The organism is Luxibacter massiliensis, from assembly GCF_900604355.1.
GTDB classification, from domain to species: Bacteria; Bacillota; Clostridia; order Lachnospirales; family Lachnospiraceae; genus Luxibacter; species Luxibacter massiliensis.
In genome coordinates this window covers 2,602,973-2,619,802 of record NZ_UWOE01000001.1, presented here as the reverse complement: position 1 = coordinate 2,619,802, position 16,830 = coordinate 2,602,973, and the positions used below count along the sequence as shown (strand labels likewise).

Annotated in this window: 14 protein-coding genes; 12 read left to right on the top strand and 2 right to left on the bottom strand. The window is 41.8% G+C overall.

Annotated elements, in window-relative coordinates; genetic code table 11:
• Positions 1 to 177 precede the first annotated feature (177 nt).
• Positions 178 to 993, bottom strand: coding sequence for a MerR family transcriptional regulator (locus tag EFA47_RS12015; RefSeq protein WP_122643499.1), 816 nt, complete (start codon positions 991 to 993; stop codon positions 178 to 180).
• A 143-nt stretch (positions 994 to 1,136) separates the two neighbouring features.
• On the opposite strand from EFA47_RS12015, the gene EFA47_RS12010 reads away from it, so the two are divergent.
• Complete coding sequence (locus tag EFA47_RS12010; protein WP_122643498.1) at positions 1,137 to 2,477, top strand: MATE family efflux transporter; 1,341 nt, start codon at positions 1,137 to 1,139, stop codon at positions 2,475 to 2,477.
• Positions 2,478 to 2,580: 103 nt separating this feature from the next.
• Positions 2,581 to 3,102, top strand: a complete 522-nt coding sequence (locus EFA47_RS12005; protein ID WP_122643497.1) for a PadR family transcriptional regulator — start codon at positions 2,581 to 2,583, stop codon at positions 3,100 to 3,102.
• 343 nt (positions 3,103 to 3,445) lie between these two features.
• Here the strand turns inward: EFA47_RS12005 and tsaA are convergent, their stop codons facing one another.
• Complete coding sequence (tsaA, locus tag EFA47_RS12000; protein WP_122643496.1) at positions 3,446 to 4,135, bottom strand: tRNA (N6-threonylcarbamoyladenosine(37)-N6)-methyltransferase TrmO; 690 nt, start codon at positions 4,133 to 4,135, stop codon at positions 3,446 to 3,448.
• A 281-nt stretch (positions 4,136 to 4,416) separates the two neighbouring features.
• Here tsaA and EFA47_RS11995 point away from each other — a divergent pair, with 281 nt between their 5' ends.
• The 10 genes from EFA47_RS11995 to EFA47_RS11950 all read left to right on the top strand — a co-directional run bounded on the left by EFA47_RS11995 (position 4,417) and on the right by EFA47_RS11950 (position 16,827).
• Positions 4,417 to 5,211 (top strand): lantibiotic protection ABC transporter ATP-binding protein, encoded by a 795-nt coding sequence (locus tag EFA47_RS11995; RefSeq protein ID WP_235853258.1) that lies wholly within the window; start codon positions 4,417 to 4,419, stop codon positions 5,209 to 5,211.
• The gene (locus EFA47_RS11990) at positions 5,171 to 5,932 is read left to right on the top strand and encodes a lantibiotic immunity ABC transporter MutE/EpiE family permease subunit (protein ID WP_122643495.1); all 762 of its coding nucleotides are present in this window, start codon (positions 5,171 to 5,173) and stop codon (positions 5,930 to 5,932) included. The genes EFA47_RS11995 and EFA47_RS11990 overlap by 41 nt, the downstream gene beginning before the upstream one ends.
• Positions 5,929 to 6,660, top strand: coding sequence for a lantibiotic immunity ABC transporter MutG family permease subunit (locus tag EFA47_RS11985; RefSeq protein ID WP_122643494.1), 732 nt, complete (start codon positions 5,929 to 5,931; stop codon positions 6,658 to 6,660). Before EFA47_RS11990 ends, EFA47_RS11985 begins: the two co-directional genes overlap by 4 nt.
• 15 nt (positions 6,661 to 6,675) lie before the next feature.
• Positions 6,676 to 7,350: a response regulator transcription factor gene (locus EFA47_RS11980; protein WP_122644522.1), complete on the top strand. Its 675-nt coding sequence runs from the start codon at positions 6,676 to 6,678 to the stop codon at positions 7,348 to 7,350.
• Positions 7,326 to 8,693, top strand: a complete 1,368-nt coding sequence (locus EFA47_RS11975) for a sensor histidine kinase (protein ID WP_122643493.1) — start codon at positions 7,326 to 7,328, stop codon at positions 8,691 to 8,693. The genes EFA47_RS11980 and EFA47_RS11975 overlap by 25 nt, the downstream gene beginning before the upstream one ends.
• A gap of 334 nt (positions 8,694 to 9,027) precedes the next feature.
• Complete coding sequence (gene htpG, locus EFA47_RS11970) at positions 9,028 to 11,091, top strand: molecular chaperone HtpG (RefSeq protein WP_122643492.1); 2,064 nt, start codon at positions 9,028 to 9,030, stop codon at positions 11,089 to 11,091.
• Positions 11,092 to 11,763: 672 nt separating this feature from the next.
• Positions 11,764 to 12,642 carry a D-psicose 3-epimerase gene (locus EFA47_RS11965; RefSeq protein WP_122643491.1) on the top strand — a complete coding sequence of 293 codons (879 nt, stop codon included), beginning with the start codon at positions 11,764 to 11,766 and terminating at the stop codon, positions 12,640 to 12,642.
• An 8-nt stretch (positions 12,643 to 12,650) separates the two neighbouring features.
• Positions 12,651 to 14,894, top strand: a complete 2,244-nt coding sequence (locus EFA47_RS11960) for an extracellular solute-binding protein (RefSeq protein ID WP_122643490.1) — start codon at positions 12,651 to 12,653, stop codon at positions 14,892 to 14,894.
• Complete coding sequence (locus tag EFA47_RS11955) at positions 14,891 to 15,874, top strand: ABC transporter permease (protein ID WP_122643489.1); 984 nt, start codon at positions 14,891 to 14,893, stop codon at positions 15,872 to 15,874. The genes EFA47_RS11960 and EFA47_RS11955 overlap by 4 nt, the downstream gene beginning before the upstream one ends.
• Positions 15,875 to 15,876: 2 nt before the next feature.
• Positions 15,877 to 16,827, top strand: a complete 951-nt coding sequence (locus EFA47_RS11950) for an ABC transporter permease (protein ID WP_122643488.1) — start codon at positions 15,877 to 15,879, stop codon at positions 16,825 to 16,827.
• Positions 16,828 to 16,830 lie beyond the last annotated feature (3 nt).

Sequence of the window (16,830 nt, the reverse complement as noted above, 5' to 3'; positions counted from 1 at the left end):
TTAGTGGGTTAAACTACGTTTACAGCGTATTTTTAGATTATAGGCATTCACTATATACGATAATATAGAAGTAAGGGATACATACCAGAGCTATAGAGACATATAGAAATCTTAAAGGCAAAGAGGCTGGTTGATTGGGAAATATGCTGCTCGGACAGGCATAAGTATTGCAACTATTTATTCTAGTATCCGAACAGCAATCCGAGTCAGGTAATTATCATAACCCTCTACTGTCAGTTCATCCAGCAGGTCATCTTCATAGAAATTTTTATCAAGGCTCAGAGAGTGCATCCGGGCATATTCCATAAGTCTTTGGTAAGCATGGCTTAGAAAATGGAAGTGCCCCTTATGATATGCAAACAGATACGTGCCGGCTGGCTTTATCTTATAATCCGCTTTCTTGGGCGGAGTGTCAAAAAGCATATAAAAGGTGTGATAGTTATCATAAATACCCTGAGTTATATTTTTATAATGCTGAAGGTAACCAATACTATAAGGACTCTTTATGCCTAATTCTGTACAGTAATGAACAAGCCGGCCAATATGGATAGCAAATACCCGGTCGTCTAAGGAGGGGGCGGAGGCTGCAATATAATATTGCTCTGGCACTTTAGATATTTCAATCTCTTCAGGAGACTTATTCATGGCAGTTTTTATAAGAGTTCTTTTATCATGCAGCCACTGCCGGTTTTTTTTCAAATGATGTATTTTATCTCTGATAATTTTTTCTTCTTCCTCTAAAAAAGTGACAAACGCCTGGGGGTTCCTGCCAGCCAGATACTTTTTGATTTCAGCCAGAGGCATGTCAAGTTCCTTTAATGTCCAGATTACATCAAATACTTCTAATTGCCTGATTGAGTAGAAACGGTACCCATTCTCTAGTTTTATTTCGGGTGAAAACAGGCCGATGTCATCATAGTGGAACAGTGTATGCTTGGTGACCCCTGCAATTTTGGCGAATTCTCCGGTGGACATATATATGCTGTTATTCATAGGTGAAACTCTCCTCTTGACTATCGTGTTACCCTATACATTATCATACCTAAGGGGAAATGTATACTCTTGGGAAGGCCCAAAAGTTGTCCCTAAAAGTGGGAGGGTATACAAAATAATAAGAAAGAAACAGGTGAGAGCGTATGAGTAATTCAATTGGACAAGAATTTAAGGTCTTTACTTTATTAAAGTTTGCATTGCCATCTATGGTTATGATGGTATTTATGTCTTTATACACAATTGTAGATGGCATATTTATATCACGTATGCTAGGAAGCGACGCTCTTTCCGCATCTAATATCATTTATCCAGCAGTGAATATTTTGATTGCGGTAGGAATTATGCTGGCTACAGGCGGGAGCGCAGTGGTGGCTAAAAAGCTGGGGGAGGGAAATAAACAGGAGGCAAGGCAGAACTTTACCTTAATTGTAACAGCGGGAGTCGTATTTGCAGCGGCGGCATTGATTTTGGGTCATATCTTTCTGACGCCGCTGGTTAAAATGATGGGGGCGACAGAGAGGATCCTGGAATACTGTGAACTGTATCTGGGAACATTGCTATATTTTGCCCCTGCATGTGTACTGCAGATGCTATTCCAAACTTTCTTTGTGACTGCTGGGAAACCCCAGATTGGCTTGATAGTGACGATTCTGGGAGGAGTGACAAATGGTGTTTTGGATTATGTACTGATGGGGCCTGCCGGAATGGGAATTACTGGGGCGGCAATAGCCACTGGTATGGGACAGATGGTACCGGCTGTAATTGGGGTTCTGTATTTTTTCCTGAACCGCCGGGATCTATATTTTGTCAGGCCGGAATTTAAAATTAAAATTCTAGCAGAGAGCTGTATGAATGGTTCCTCTGAGATGGTCACCAATTTGTCTACTGCTATTGTTACCTATTTATTTAATATGATCATGCTGAAGCTGATGGGGGAAAATGGTGTCGCTGCTATAACAATAGTCTTGTATGGGCAATTTTTGTTTAATGCTTTATATATGGGATATTCCATGGGAGTAGCGCCTGTTATTAGTTTTAATTATGGCAGCGGCAATACAAAAATGCTGAAAAGAATCTACAGAATCTGCATAACGTTTATTGGTGTATCCTCTACAATTGTGACAGCCACGGCACTTGTGGGGGCAGAGTTTATTGTGGAGATTTTTACCTCCAGAAATACAGAGACATTTGACATTGCATCAAGGGGATTTTTTTTATTTTCTTTTAATTATATATTCGCAGGTATGAATATATTTGCGTCAGCTATGTTTACGGCTCTCTCAAATGGGAAGGTTTCCGCAATCATATCATTTTTAAGAACTTTTGGGTTCCTGACAGTGAGTATTCTGCTCTTTCCCTATATATTGGGGGTGGATGGGGTATGGTTGTCCGTGCCCCTTGCAGAATGTCTTACAATTTTTATCTCTTTGGGGTATATGTGGCGAAAAAGGAAAGTATATCATTATGCAGGAGAAGATATGTAAATATAAAACTTTCTTGACAAAAGGCATCAAACAAAATAGTATAAATTATAGTGAGCCTATTTGCTTACCGTAGTATTTGATAAAATGAGAAAGGCAGATTATTATGGCTACAATAGACTTAGTTGTACTGGGAATGTTAAAGAAAGAAGCTTTAAGTGCATATGATATCCAGAAGCAGGTTGAATACCGCAATATATCTAGATGGGTTAAGGTTAGTACGCCTTCAATTTACAAAAAGGCAATCCAATTGGAAGAAAAAGGCCTTATAAAAGGAAATGCTGTAAGAGAAGGGAAAATGCCTGAAAAAGTTGTATACTCTCTGACAGACAAAGGGGAGAGAGAATTTGAAAGGCTTATGTATGAAATTGCCAGCCAGCCTATCCGGATTTTTCTGGATTTTAATGCGGTAATTGTAAATTTGGACAGTTTGTCTCTGGAAAGTCAAAAGGCCTGCATCTCTGAGATAAAGAAAAATATAGCTGAATTAAAAATGTATTTGGAGGACAATATCCAGGAAAAGAAAAGTATCCCTGATATATCCAAAACAGGTATGGCAGTATTAGAACAGCAGATTATATTAGCTAAGGTTATTGAAGAATGGATCGCGTCTCTGGAGAATCAATAAAAGGAAAAGGCCTGCATAATTGATTTAAAGATGCAGGAAGAAAACTACAGAGATAGGGATTGAGGGGAATACAGTATTTGGCGAATCGGCTATAGGACTTAGGGTTTTCGTTATGCTGGCCGGATGTGTGGTTCTGAGTGCCGGCATGTCTATTGTAATTGAGAGTAACAGCGGCACAGGACCTAATGATTTAATCGCTTTTGGTTGGGCCGACGGTTCCGTTCTTTTTGCCAAAGAGCCTTAAAAATATAAAAAAGCTGATTGGATCAATAGAAAATACATAGTATGCTATATTTTTTAGGGTGAAATTTTTTATATGTACCTTTTAGGACAGCCGTGCAGATTATAAGGTTTCTATTTTGCAGACTGACAGGACATTTTTATTTACGAAGAATTTTACTTCCATTCCTGCATATTTCATCCCATAAATCCTATTTGGGTCATTATGATACGAGGGCCTTGGATCCTGTGCAAGGATTTCAAGGAGCGGCGTTCTCTGGGACTGAGGTATCAGGTTCAAATATTCTTCGGGACAATTCACTATAAGCGCATATTCTTTTACATCGCCGCCAAACCCTTCAGCTGCTTCTGGGAAGCTGTCCACATAAGGAAGATAAGGTTTAATATCAAAAATTGGAGTCCGATCCAGAAGATCGGCGCCGGCCACACAGAGAAGGAGGCCATGGTCTCTGTCCGTTTCTATAGCCTCCAGCCTGACGCAGGAGAGTCCCAGGCTATTTGGCCGAAAAGGGGAACGGGTAGCAAACACGCCGACCCTTAAATTCCCTCCTAGCCGTGGAGGACGTACAGTGGGGTTCCATTTTTGCCCCATTGTTTCTGAAAATCCCCAGATCAGCCAGATATGGGAAAATCCATCTAACCCTTTTACTGTGTCAGGAGAAGCAAATTCAGGTTCAAAGAATATTTTTGCTTTTAAGGTGCTAACCAACCCACTCTGGCGGGGAATTCCAAACTTCTCAGGAAAGTCAGTTCGTATATATGCAATGGGTTTTATTTTATAATAAGAATCCATAGTCTAATTACTCCCTTATATATTTTAATGTGCAAAATCCAATCTTTATGATAATGTTTAACGGCATTTAAGGTTACTCTACGGACAATGTAAAATCTCAAAACTCCTTCCCATATGCCCGATCCATTCTATTGCTCCAGATCAAACACAATTATAACATAAAGGTATCCTGGCAGCTATAGGTATAAATCCATCCAGAGGCAAATATTAATATATCTTTATGAAATCCTTATAATTGGCTGTTACTATGTCCTTAATAAACGTAAAAGGAGTAATAGCCTATGGAAAGGACAATGTGTAAACAGATTGTCAGGCATGAGAAGAAAGGGCCTGTACAAAATGAGTATGTTTTAAAAACAAATAAACTGTCTAAAACATTTGCAAAAACATTTGCAGTAAAAGATGTATCTATCTCAGTAAGAGGAAATTCAGTCTATGGTTTATTAGGGCCCAATGGCGCTGGTAAATCAACTTTATTGAAAATGATTACAGGGATAATGAACCCTACTTCAGGTGAAATTTTATTTAAAAACCATCCTTGGAAACGTACAGATCTATTAGACATTGGCTCATTGATTGAATCGCCCCCGCTTTACGAAAATTTAACAGCATATGAGAATTTAAAAGTAAGGGCATTACTTTTGGGGATTAGGGAAGAGAAATGTGATGAAGTCTTGCAGAGCATGGATCTAATGGTCAGCAGGAACAAGAAGGTATGTAATTTTTCCATGGGAATGAAACAACGGCTGGGTATTGCATTGGCGCTGATAAATGACCCGGAACTGTTGATTTTGGATGAACCTGCAAATGGGTTAGATCCTTTTGGTATTGAAGAACTCAGGGAAATGATGCGGATATTTGCGGATTCGGGCACTTCAGTCATTGTATCAAGCCACATATTGAGCGAAGTACAGAAGTTTGCCGATGACATAGGGATTCTATATGAAGGGTCTCTTTTATATCAGGGAAAAAATGATACACATGAGAATCTGGAACAATTGTTTATGGATATTATAAGGGAGAAGGAGGTATACAATGCTGCAGACATACCTAAAAGCAGAATGTTTAAAATTTAGGCGCTCCCTATTCTGGAGGCTTATAGCATGGATACCATCCTCTCTAATTCTGATATCTGGGGTGTTCGTGTATGTTGGTGTAGGATTAAGCGGTTTCTCAGGCGTAATGGTATGCAATTGGGGCATGCCGGTGGCATCTTTGTCAGTTGTATTTCTATGCCATTTATTGAATGGAAAGGACAAAAGGCATCAATACCGAACCCTTTACAGCCTGCCTGTGGATTTGCGGAAGATATTCCTATCTAAAGTAGTTTTAGCCGGGGAAAATTTGCTGATAATATCGTTAGTACTATCCTTTATTATGGCTATTTCTGAATATATGTCATTGGGAGCACGGAGTGCGCTGCCCAATATGGTATTCCCTATATTAGGATTCTTTTTTCTGTGGCTTTCAGTATTATGGCAGATTCCTTTTTGCCTGTTTTTAGACCAAAAAATAGGATTTGTTGGTTCTGTGGTTATCAATTTATTTGCCAGTGCCTTTGGAGGACTGTTCTTTTATCTGACTCCTGTATTTTGGGTATTTCCCTATAGCTGGCCCGGGAGGTTTATGGTTACTTTGTTTGGGATTCTGACAAATGGAATGCCGGCAGATAAAAATTCCAGGTTAATTTTGAGCTCGGGAGAGGGAATATTGTTGTCAGCCATCTCCCTGATGGCGCTGGTTGTGTTTACAGCTTTATTTTCATATTGGCAGGAAAGGCAGGTGTCCCGTAAATGACGATAATAAAGGGGTGTTTTTCTGATTTTATAAAAATCAGGCGGACTATGCTGCTGCCGCTGTATGTATTGTTCCCTGCAATAGTATCCGTGTTATTCTTGGTATATTATGGCCGGGCGGGATACCGGACTATCCAGGATGCACGCTTATTTTTTCTTTTATTGCAAATTTGTTATCCAGTCTTTGTGGGCATTGCCGTACCAATTTTGACTAATTTGGACACGGGCATTCATGGCATTCAAAATGTTCTGGGCCTGGCAGCATCCCGTAAGAGCATATATTTGGGGAAATTGGTTTTTTTATTGTTTCTTTCAGCTATAGATATGGTACTATATGAGGTATGTTTTTATGTAGGAATCCAATGGCTTCTGGGCGCCTTTGCGGCAGATTTTAAATTTTATATTACTGTATTTTATATATCGATGATTAGTCGTTTGTTTATATATGTATTCCATTTATATATTGCCTTTCGGTATGGCTCCTGTATTTCTGTCTTGGCAGGAATATTTGGTACCATTTTAGCAGGCCTGCTTGAAAATCCGATTGGTGATAGGATATGGGAAGCTATTCCCTGGGAGTGGGGGATACGGTTTTTAAAAACATATTTTGGTTTGTTACATGACTCTGTTTTAGGAGGGGTCGTTGTCCTGTCTTTGTTGACGGCAATTGTCCTGTCTTTGTCAATATTATGGTTTGACAGATGGGAAGGTAAACGTATTGGAGAATAAATGAAAGGAGAGATTATGGCAAAGTTACTGGTAGTTGATGATGATCCAGATATGTTGGATTTGGTATGTGCTGTTTTGGAGAGGGAGGGGCATCAGGTGGACACTGAAGAAGTGCCGTCTGCTGTCTCTTCTGGCCGATGCCAGCTATATGATTTACTATTGCTGGACGTGATGATGCCCGGTGAGGATGGCTTTGCTCTTTTAAGACGCATCCGTGCCGAGGTGGACTGCCCTATTTTATTTTTAACTGCCAGGGCAGAAGAGGCAGCCATTGTACAGGGACTTGGCCTGGGTGCCGATGATTATATTAAAAAGCCATTTGGCGTTGCGGAATTGCGTGCAAGAGTGAATGCCCACTTACGGAGAGAAGTGCGTCAGCCCAGCCATACTCTGATCCGGGGTGGGGTACGTTTTAATATGCAGGAAAAAATTGCCGCCACAGATGGCCATGCACTGCCTTTTACCAAAGGAGAATATTCTATTTGTGAGCATTTGGCCCTGCATGCTGGCCAGGTATTTACCAAAGAGCAGTTGTATGAGGCTGTTTTCGGATTTGATGCTGAGGGCGGCCCATGGTCCATTACGGAACACATTAAAAATATTCGCGCCAAGTTTAGGATTTATGGCATTGAACCTATAGAAACGGTCTGGGGGGTGGGGTATAAATGGCGAAAAGACAGCGTTCTATAAGTCTTTCTTTTGTGCTTGTCCTCTTTGCTGTATGTATGATTGGCTCTATGCTGCTATGCGGAGTGGCCTGGTTTGCAGCCAATTCGTGGCTTCGCAGTACTGGAGTTATTTATGAAGGGTATATCTCTAATCAGCAGGTTGAGCAGATGCTGGGCCAAAACCCAGATGTGTTTGTTTCCCCTGGTGAAGATTTTTTGGCGGAGTATGCTTTGTTCGGGACGGAGGGTGAAGTTTTAGAGACCAATGTAGAGGGAAAAGAATTAGAAAACCTGGCCGTGTTTTTACAAGGGGATGTCTATAATACGCACATCTGTCGTTATACTTATCCAGATAAAAGTACGATTATTATCCAATGGCATTTTCGGAAAGAGTTCGCCAACCCGGTACTGAGGAATGCACTGCCTCCTTATGAGCATTTATGGATGGCTACATTAGGGGCAGCATGCGTACTCTGTCTGCTGTTAAATATATTGTGGCTTTACAGGCTTCTGACGGTTAAGCTGGAGATATTCGGGGAAGTGAGTGGAAAGATAGGGGCCCAAGAGCTGGATTTTATAGTTCCTGAGGCAGGCATACGGGAATATGACAGGGCCCTTAATGCGATGGAACATATGAGAAAGGCGTTGTACGATTCACTGTCCTCCCAGTGGACAGCACAGCAGGAGCGGGAAGCGGAGATAGCAGCGCTGGCACATGATTTAAAAACTCCCCTGACTTTGGCCGGCGGCAATGCTGAACTTCTGCTCGATGAAGATTTGTCTGAGTACAGCCGTAAAAGGGCAGAGACAATTGTGGCGGCCAGCAACCGGGCTAGGCAGTATGTTGCCAGCCTGTTGGAAACTTCTGCCGGGATAGAAGAAAGGTTTGATGGCGCCAGTTTGCCGGCTATATTCGACGTCCTTTGTCAAAGTACCAGAAGTTTTGCCAGAGAACAGGAGGTTTGCCTGCAGGTTATAAACAGACTTGAGGGTGCTGCAAAAATTCAAAAGGAACATTTATTACGGGCCTTGAGCAATATCGTACAAAATGCCATCGAGTATACGCCATCTGGAAGGAATGTATATTTAGAAGGTTCTATGACAGAGGATGGATGGCAGGTGACTGTGCGTGACGAGGGGCCTGGATTTAGTGCGGCTGCCCTTCGGCATGGGACTAAGCGCCTATGGCGCGGGGATTCTGCAAGGGGTAGCAGTGGGCATAATGGCCTTGGCCTTTGGTTTGCGGCACGGGTAATCCGTGCACACGCAGGGCAGCTAGAGCTGGACAACTGTAATTCCGGGGGACTGGTCACAATTAAGTTTGGAAGTGTATTTCCTAAAGGGCAGAGGGATATTATCTTATAGCGTACAAAATTTTATGTTAAGAAAAATGGGATGCGGATTTCCTTTTCAAAGACTGGCTGATCATCTGCCCTGCTCCAGCGTCCTCATCTCAATGATTGTGGCATGGATGGCTATTTTGCATTACTTTAGATTATAAGCGGGTTATACAATGAAATTAATGGAGAAGTATGAGGGAGTTTACTAAGTTTTTATAATTTTAATATTTTTATTAGCACTCGCACAAAACGAGTGCTAAATTTTTGTTGACTTTTGAAAAGCAGTGTATTAGAATATCTTCTAGGCAATGAAATAAAGATCACAACAATGTACAATAATTGAAAAAGGAGTGTTATAAATGGGAACAGCAAAAAAGGGCAACTTATCTATTGACAGTGAGAATATATTTCCGATTATAAAAAAGTGGGTTTATTCTGACCATGATATTTTCTTCCGTGAACTTGTATCTAATGGCTGTGATGCCATTACAAAGCTGAAAAAACTCGATATGATGGGTGAATATGAATTGCCGGAAGATTATAAGGCTAAGATACAGGTGATTGTAAATCCAGAAGAAAAGACACTGAAATTTATTGATAACGGCGTGGGCATGACAGCGGCTGAGGTAGAGGAGTATATTACACAGATTGCCTTTTCTGGGGCGACGCAGTTCCTTGAAAAGTATAAGGACAAGACCACGGAAGATGATATGATCGGCCATTTTGGACTTGGCTTCTATTCTGCATTTATGGTGGCGGACGAGGTGCATATTGATACTTTGTCCTGCCAGGAAGGCGCAGAACCAGTGCACTGGGTAAGTGAAGGCGGCACAGAGTATGAGATGCAGGAGGGGAATCGGGCAGAGGTTGGTACAGAGATTACACTGTTCCTGAATGAGGACAGCCTGGAGTTTGCCAATGAATACAGAGCCAGGGAGGTACTGGAGAAATACTGTTCCTTCATGCCAGTCGAGATTTTCTTGTCCAAAGCCAATGCGGAACCAGAATATGAGACCATCGATGAGGAAGAACTTCTAGAGACAGACGAGGTCGTAGAGCATATTACAGAGGAAGTAAAAGAGGGCGAAGAAGGAGAGCCAAAGAAAAAGGCAAAAATTGTAAAACGCCCGGTATCTGTCAGTGATATTCATCCTCTGTGGGGAAGGAATCCAAGCGAATGTACGAAAGAAGAGTATATTGACTTTTACCGGAAGGTATTTATGGATTATAAAGAGCCGTTATTCTGGATTCATTTGAATATGGACTATCCATTTAACCTGAAAGGGATTCTTTATTTCCCCAAAATTAATACAGAGTACGATTCAATTGAAGGGACTATAAAGCTGTATAATAACCAGGTCTTTATTGCGGATAATATTAAAGAAGTAATACCAGAATTTTTGATGGTGCTCAAGGGTGTTATTGACTGCCCGGACCTGCCTCTGAATGTATCCAGGAGCGCCCTGCAGAATGATGGGTTTGTAAACAAGGTAGCTGATTATATTTCTAAAAAAGTAGCAGACAAACTGAACGGTATGTTTAAGACAGACAAAGAGAGTTATGAAAAATATTGGGATGATATCAGTCCGTTTATCAAATTTGGCTGTCTGAAAGATGAGAAGTTCGGAGAGAAAATCAAGGATTCTATTATCTTCAAAAATTTGGATAAGAAATATCTGACTTTAGAGGAGTGTATCAAAGAAAATGGCGGTGCCCAGGAACAGTCTGGCGACACAAAGGAGGCCAACAATACGACAGACGCATCTGAGGAAGCCTCCACAGAGGAAAATCAGGATGCAGAGGAAGAAAAGAAAATAAACATTTATTATGTGACAAACGAACAGCAGCAGAGCCAATATATTAATATGTTCAAGGAACAGGGGCAGGACGCCATACTGCTGACGCACAATATAGATTCTGCGTTCATCACCTACCTGGAACAAAAAAATCAAAATATCACTTTCCAAAGAATCGATGCAGAGGTACATGAGTCTCTCAAGGATGAGATTTCTGAGGATGAGAAGGAAGAATTCCAGAAAACAACAGACAGTCTGGTAGAGATATTCCGCAAAGAACTGAATAATGATAAACTGGAAGTGAAGGTAGAAAAGCTCAAAGATGATAATGTGGCAGCTATGGCAGTTCTTTCAGAGCAGTCCAGACGTATGGAAGAAATGATGAAGATGTACAGTATGGGCGGCGGCATGGATGCCGGAATGTTCGGCGGCCAGGCTTCCCTGATTTTGAACGCAGGCCACCCTCTTGTAAAGTTTATTGTAGAACACAAGGACAGCGAGAATGTACCGATTATATGCAGGCAGCTTTATGATCTTGCAATGTTGGCACATAAACCTTTAAGTCCAGAAGAAATGACAGCTTTTGTCCAGAGAAGTAATGAGATTATGGTACTTTTAACAAAGTAATAGAAAAATATATATGAGGGATGAAGCAGTTAGCTTTCGTGTATATATAGAAAGGGACTGATACAAACTAGATGCTTATACAGTGCCTTGGCGCCGGCTGGGGCCAAGGCACTGTATAAGATTTCTGTTTTGTGTCAGTCTCTTTTTTATGTTATAGGAAAGTTTTTACCAACTCTCCTATAACATAAAAGCACACTTCGTGTAGCAATGGATACTTGCGCGAAGATGAAAAGTACCCTTTTTATAAAATAACTATTGAACTGGGAGCCTAATGGCTTTTTTTACTTTATAGGAAGGTTGGACTTTCGTTGGATCCTAGAATGAAAAAAACGTACAAAAAGCATCCTCTATCCCCTCAAGATTGAGGGACAGAGGCGTTGGATAGGCAAAGACTATTTTTCTTGAGCAATATGGGGATTGGTATACCTTATTGAACATTAGTAGTTCAATTAGTATATATTACCAGAAAGAAACAGAAATACGCAATGCTATAATTTAAATTGAAATGTATATTGAAATGGTTCAATGAATAAGGGTTTCGGAAGTATTGAATTCTGTATTTTTATCTTATATTATTTTCTTATAATCATTCCGGAAATGATAAAAAGTAAGATATTTTATGAAATATTACGTAATTGAGACGAAAAAAGAAAAAATTATAGGAGGTTTGGCATGAATAAAATAGGAATTCATTTTGGCTATTTTAATTCAGATTGGGATACCGATTTTATCCGGCAGATCGATCAGGTAAAGCGAATTGGATTTGATATTTTGGAAGTGGCTCCGGCGCCGCTGATGAAGCTGTCAAAAGAGGAGCGGCAGAATATAGCAGACTATGCCGGGCAGAATGGAATAGAACTGACGTTCTCGGTAGGGTTGGCAAAGGAATATGATTTGGCTTCCCAGGAATCCAAAGTCAGAAAGGCGGGGATTCAATTTACACTGGACACATTCGAGATTATGAAAGAAATGGGATCCAATATGTATTCGGGCGTAGATATCGGGGCGTGGAATCAGACGTACTTGTACGGTGTAACGGACAAAAGCAAGGAGTGGAAATATTCTATCCAATCCGTAAAGGAAATTATGCAGTCGGCAGAGGAAAAGGGAATTACATTTGCAGTGGAAGTGGTGAACCGCTATGAATCGTCTCTCGTGAATACGGCGGAAGAGGCGCTGGAATATATTTCAAGAGTAGACAGTCCGAATTGTAAAATCCTGTTGGATACCTACCATATGAATATTGAGGAAGACAGTTTTTATGATGCAATTAAATTGGTGGGAGACAAACTGGGACATTTTCATGTGGGAGAGGCGAACAGGCGGCCGCCGTGTCCGGAAGGAAGAATGCCATGGGATGAAATTGCCGGCGCACTAAAGGAGATTAATTATGGGGGAGCCGTTGTGATGGAACCGTTTATTAAGATGGGCGGAGAAGTAGGAAGAGATATTAAAGTGTGGAGAGACATCAGCAGGAAGGCATCTATGGACGAGATGGAGCAATATGTAGGTGTTTCTGTGAAAATGCTCCGGGAAAAACTGCGGAGATAAAAGAATCCATGCATACGATCAAAGATGTCGCAAGACTTGCTGAGGTCTCAGTAGGTACGGTGTCTAATTTTCTGAATGGAAAAGAAAATGTGGCGGAAGAAAAGGCGGATAAAATAAAAAAGGCAATGAAGGAACTGGACTACCGTCCGAATTATATGGCACAGAATCTAAAAGGGCAGAAGAGCAGGATTATTGGGATCATATTTCCGAATTTGGACGAACCTTACAGCGATATTTACAGAGGTCTCACTGAATATCTGGACATGAAAAAATTTATTACAGTTCTGAAACTGACGCACAATAATATCGTTCTTGAGAATCAGTTTCTGGATCAGTTGGTCAATATAGGAGTCTCGGGAATTATCATGGTTTCCAATGACACAAAAAATATAAGCAAATACCAGCAGATTGAGAAAAAGGGAGTTTCCTTTGTGTTTGTAGAGAGAAAGGTAGAACAGGGAAGTTTTAACAATGTTTTGTTCGAGAACAAAGAACTGGTCTATGAAATTACGACCGGGTTATTGGAAAGAAATCCGAATGCACAGATCAAAGTGCTGGTCGGGAAACAGGAATTTTCCAGTGAGCGGGACTGTGCCGAGGGGTATCTTGCCGCCAGGCCGGACAGAACAAACGATATAGAAGTTATTAAAGAAATCAATAAGGAGGCTGTATTTTCCCATATTTATAAGTGCATCATCGGATTTTCCCCGATGCCGGATTACATCATTACTTCCTCTGCGGAGTTCGCCAATCTCTGCGTGGAAGCCAGTAATATTTTACAGGAGTACATAGAGATTCATGCATTGGTAGGAGAAAAATGGTATATGACCAATATACAGAATCATGTTATCCAGTACGGGAGAAATGCAATTTTGATGGGAAAACGTGCCGGGGAGAAGATGAATGAATTGTTCCTGAACAGGAATCTGCCGGAGAAGAACACTGTATACATCAAGTCCAAAAAACGGTATGATTTGCAGGAGTCGGGGGCGGGCGTATATTCCGACAAGACAATACGGATTCTCGCTTACCGGTGCGATGCATCGAGGGCTTTACAGAGTCTGGCTGTCAGTTTTCGGAAGTCATATGGAATTCAGATTGAGTGCCATGAAATGGGTTATACGGAACTTAGAAGACAGTTAGAGAAAGAATTTGAAAAGAAATCACCGGAATACGACATTTATATGATTGACCTTCCATGGCTCAGGAGCGTGCTGTCCCGGAATGTGCTTGCAGAACTTTCCAGAGTAATAAAACAGGATAACCTGCTTACACGGTATCCCAGAACGATTATCAGCGCATTTTACAAAGCGGACAGAGGGATTCATGTGTTGCCGATTATTGCAACCACACAGATTCTGGCGTACCGCAAAGATATTTTTACCAATCCTGATATAAAGGCACAGTTTATGCATATGTACGGATTTGAGCTGTCAGTGCCGGGAACATGGTCTAATTTCAATACGGTAGCGGAGTTTTTTTACCGGGAAAAGAATCCGAGATCACCGTTCGAGTACGGAACAGCGGCGAGCGCACTGGAACCGATAGGTCTAATCAATGAGTTTCTTCCCCGCCAGTGGGCGTTCCATGGGGAAATCGTAGATAAGTGGGGAAATGTCGTGGTGGACAGTGAAGAGAACGTAAAAGCACTTGAGAATCTCATAGCTACATTTGAGTATATTCCACCGGATACAGAGACATATTTCTGGGATGAAATATTCGAGATGCTGCTTCAGGGGAAAATACCGATGGCATGTGGATTTGCTTCACATTACCAGCCGGGAAAATATTCGGCGGAGGGCAGATCCTATGAAAAATATCTGAGTATCGCTCAATTGCCTGGGTACAAACCGATGATGGGAGGCTGGGCACTTGGAATCAACAAGTATTCGGAGCATATTCAGGAAAGCTATGAATTTATCAAATGGAATCTGAACGATAAAATTGCAATCTCAAATATGAGGCTCTGCGGATGCGTTCCGGTGACAACCGTCTTTCAGGACGATACGTTAAAAGGCAGTTATCCATGGCTCAATATTGTAAATGACAAGACAGGTCTGGGGCGTCTGAGAGAAGAAATTACAGATCGTGAAAAACAGATTATCAACACAGAGTCTGTGGATCGGATTATATCAAACAGTATCAGAAAAGCAGTCTTTCAGAAGGAACCACCGGCAGATACCTTGCAGAAAATAAAGGAAGAAATTCAAAATCTTATAAATAAAAAAGCAGAGGGAGTGAAACACAGATGAAGAAAATAAAACAGTTACTGCAGGCGGATCTGTCAAGTGTAATTGTGCCGATTATGATTATGTTCTGTCTGCTGTCTGCGGCGAGTGAAGGATTTTTATCTTCATATAATATGTATTCGGTTTTCCAATCCGTACCGATTTATGTGATTGTAGGGTTATCCCAGATGGTTGTCCTGTCCTTAGGGCAGATGAATCTTGCAGTAGGTTCTATCGGTGTATTGTCCAGCGTCGTATTCGGAATTACTATGCAGTCCCTGGGTTTACCGACAGTGGTGTGCATACTTGCCGCATGTGTGGCGGGGACCGTTCAGGGGGTGATTCAGGGGATTATGATTACGAAAACGGGAATCAATCCGTTTATTATTTCTCTGGCGCTTTTGAGCCTGTATAAAGGTATGGCTCTTGTAATTACAAAAGGACAGCCGTTTTCAAATCTTTCCGCAGGATTTAAAGAGTTCGGAAACAGCAGGTTTTTATCGGTATTTCCGATTACACTATTCATCGCGGTTTTCATTTGCGCAGTCATATTTGTACTGATTCGCTATCGGAAAATCGGAAAGAGGCTTCTGGCGTGCGGGGCCAACAAAACGGCAGCCGTTTACTCGGGAATCAATTATGACCGGACTGTGATCATCGGTCACTGCCTGAGCGGGGTGCTTTGTGCAGCGGCGGCTATTCTTCAGGTTTCTCGGTTCGGAAGCGTACAGCTATCTATCGGAGATGACTGGATGCTGACATCGTTCGTTGTTCCAGTACTTGGGGGGACGCTGTTATCGGGAGGTAAAGTGAATGTAATCGGAACATTTCTCGGAGGGATTCTGATGGTACTGATCAACAATGCAATCGTTCTATGGGGAATCAGTTCTTATGCGACCAATGCGGCATTGGGCATCATCCTCCTTCTGGCTTATGAGGTGGATCGGATGCGTAGGACGATGATGAATAATCAGGCGAAAAATGCGGTGAAGAGGGGGGCATAAGGATGGGGTTCAAAGAAATCAGGAAATCAAATGCTTTCAGTGTGTCTTTAATTATACTCTGTATGATCGCGGTTATGTGCGTGTTAAAAAAGAATTATTTATCGGGTGATAATATAAGCGCCCTGCTGAAAGTTCTGTCTGTGACAACACTGGTCGGTTTGTCCCAGATGGTGAGTATCGCAAGCGGCGGGATGAACGTTTCTATAGGAGCAACAGGAGCGATGTCGGCAATATTGAGCAGTATGCTGATGCAGAATGCAGGTGTTTTGCCTCTGCTGGCAGTTCTTGCCGGGATTCTGACGGGCGTCGTGTGTGGCATTGTGAACGGACTTTTAATTTATAGGAACGGGGGAGTGGGTGTCGCAAGTTTTCTGACGACGCTGGCAACCAACTCCGTATTCACTGGAATTATTTATATGATTACAACTGGTCATGGCGTGAGTAATATCCCGCCTGGGTTCCTTGCAATCGGTAACAGTAAAATAGGGGTATTTCCCACATCCGTCTTAGTCGCAGCAGCGCTTTTGACTGCTGTCTGGATGATGTTCCGGTATGCGAAGGCGGGGAGGCAGATTCTTGCTTTTGGGGCCAATCCAAAGGCGGCTGAACTGTATGGAATTTCCAGATTCAAGACAATCATGGCGGTGAATATCATCGCAAGCATCATCGCAGCAATCGCGGGAATGCTCGTCGTAATGCGTGTCGGTTCTGCACAGCCGGATATTGGTTCCGACTGGATGCTTCAGTCATTTGCGGCTCCACTGATCGGAGGAACGAGACAGGCAGGCGGAAAGGTCGACGTATTCGGTGTGGTTCTTGGTGCGCTTGTACTTACCATTATTGAAAATGCACTGGTACATCTCGGAGTAGATGTGTACTGGACAGAGCTTATAAATGGAATCGTGATTATCGGAATCATGGCTCTGGACCGTATACGTGATATGAAAAAGTAAAGA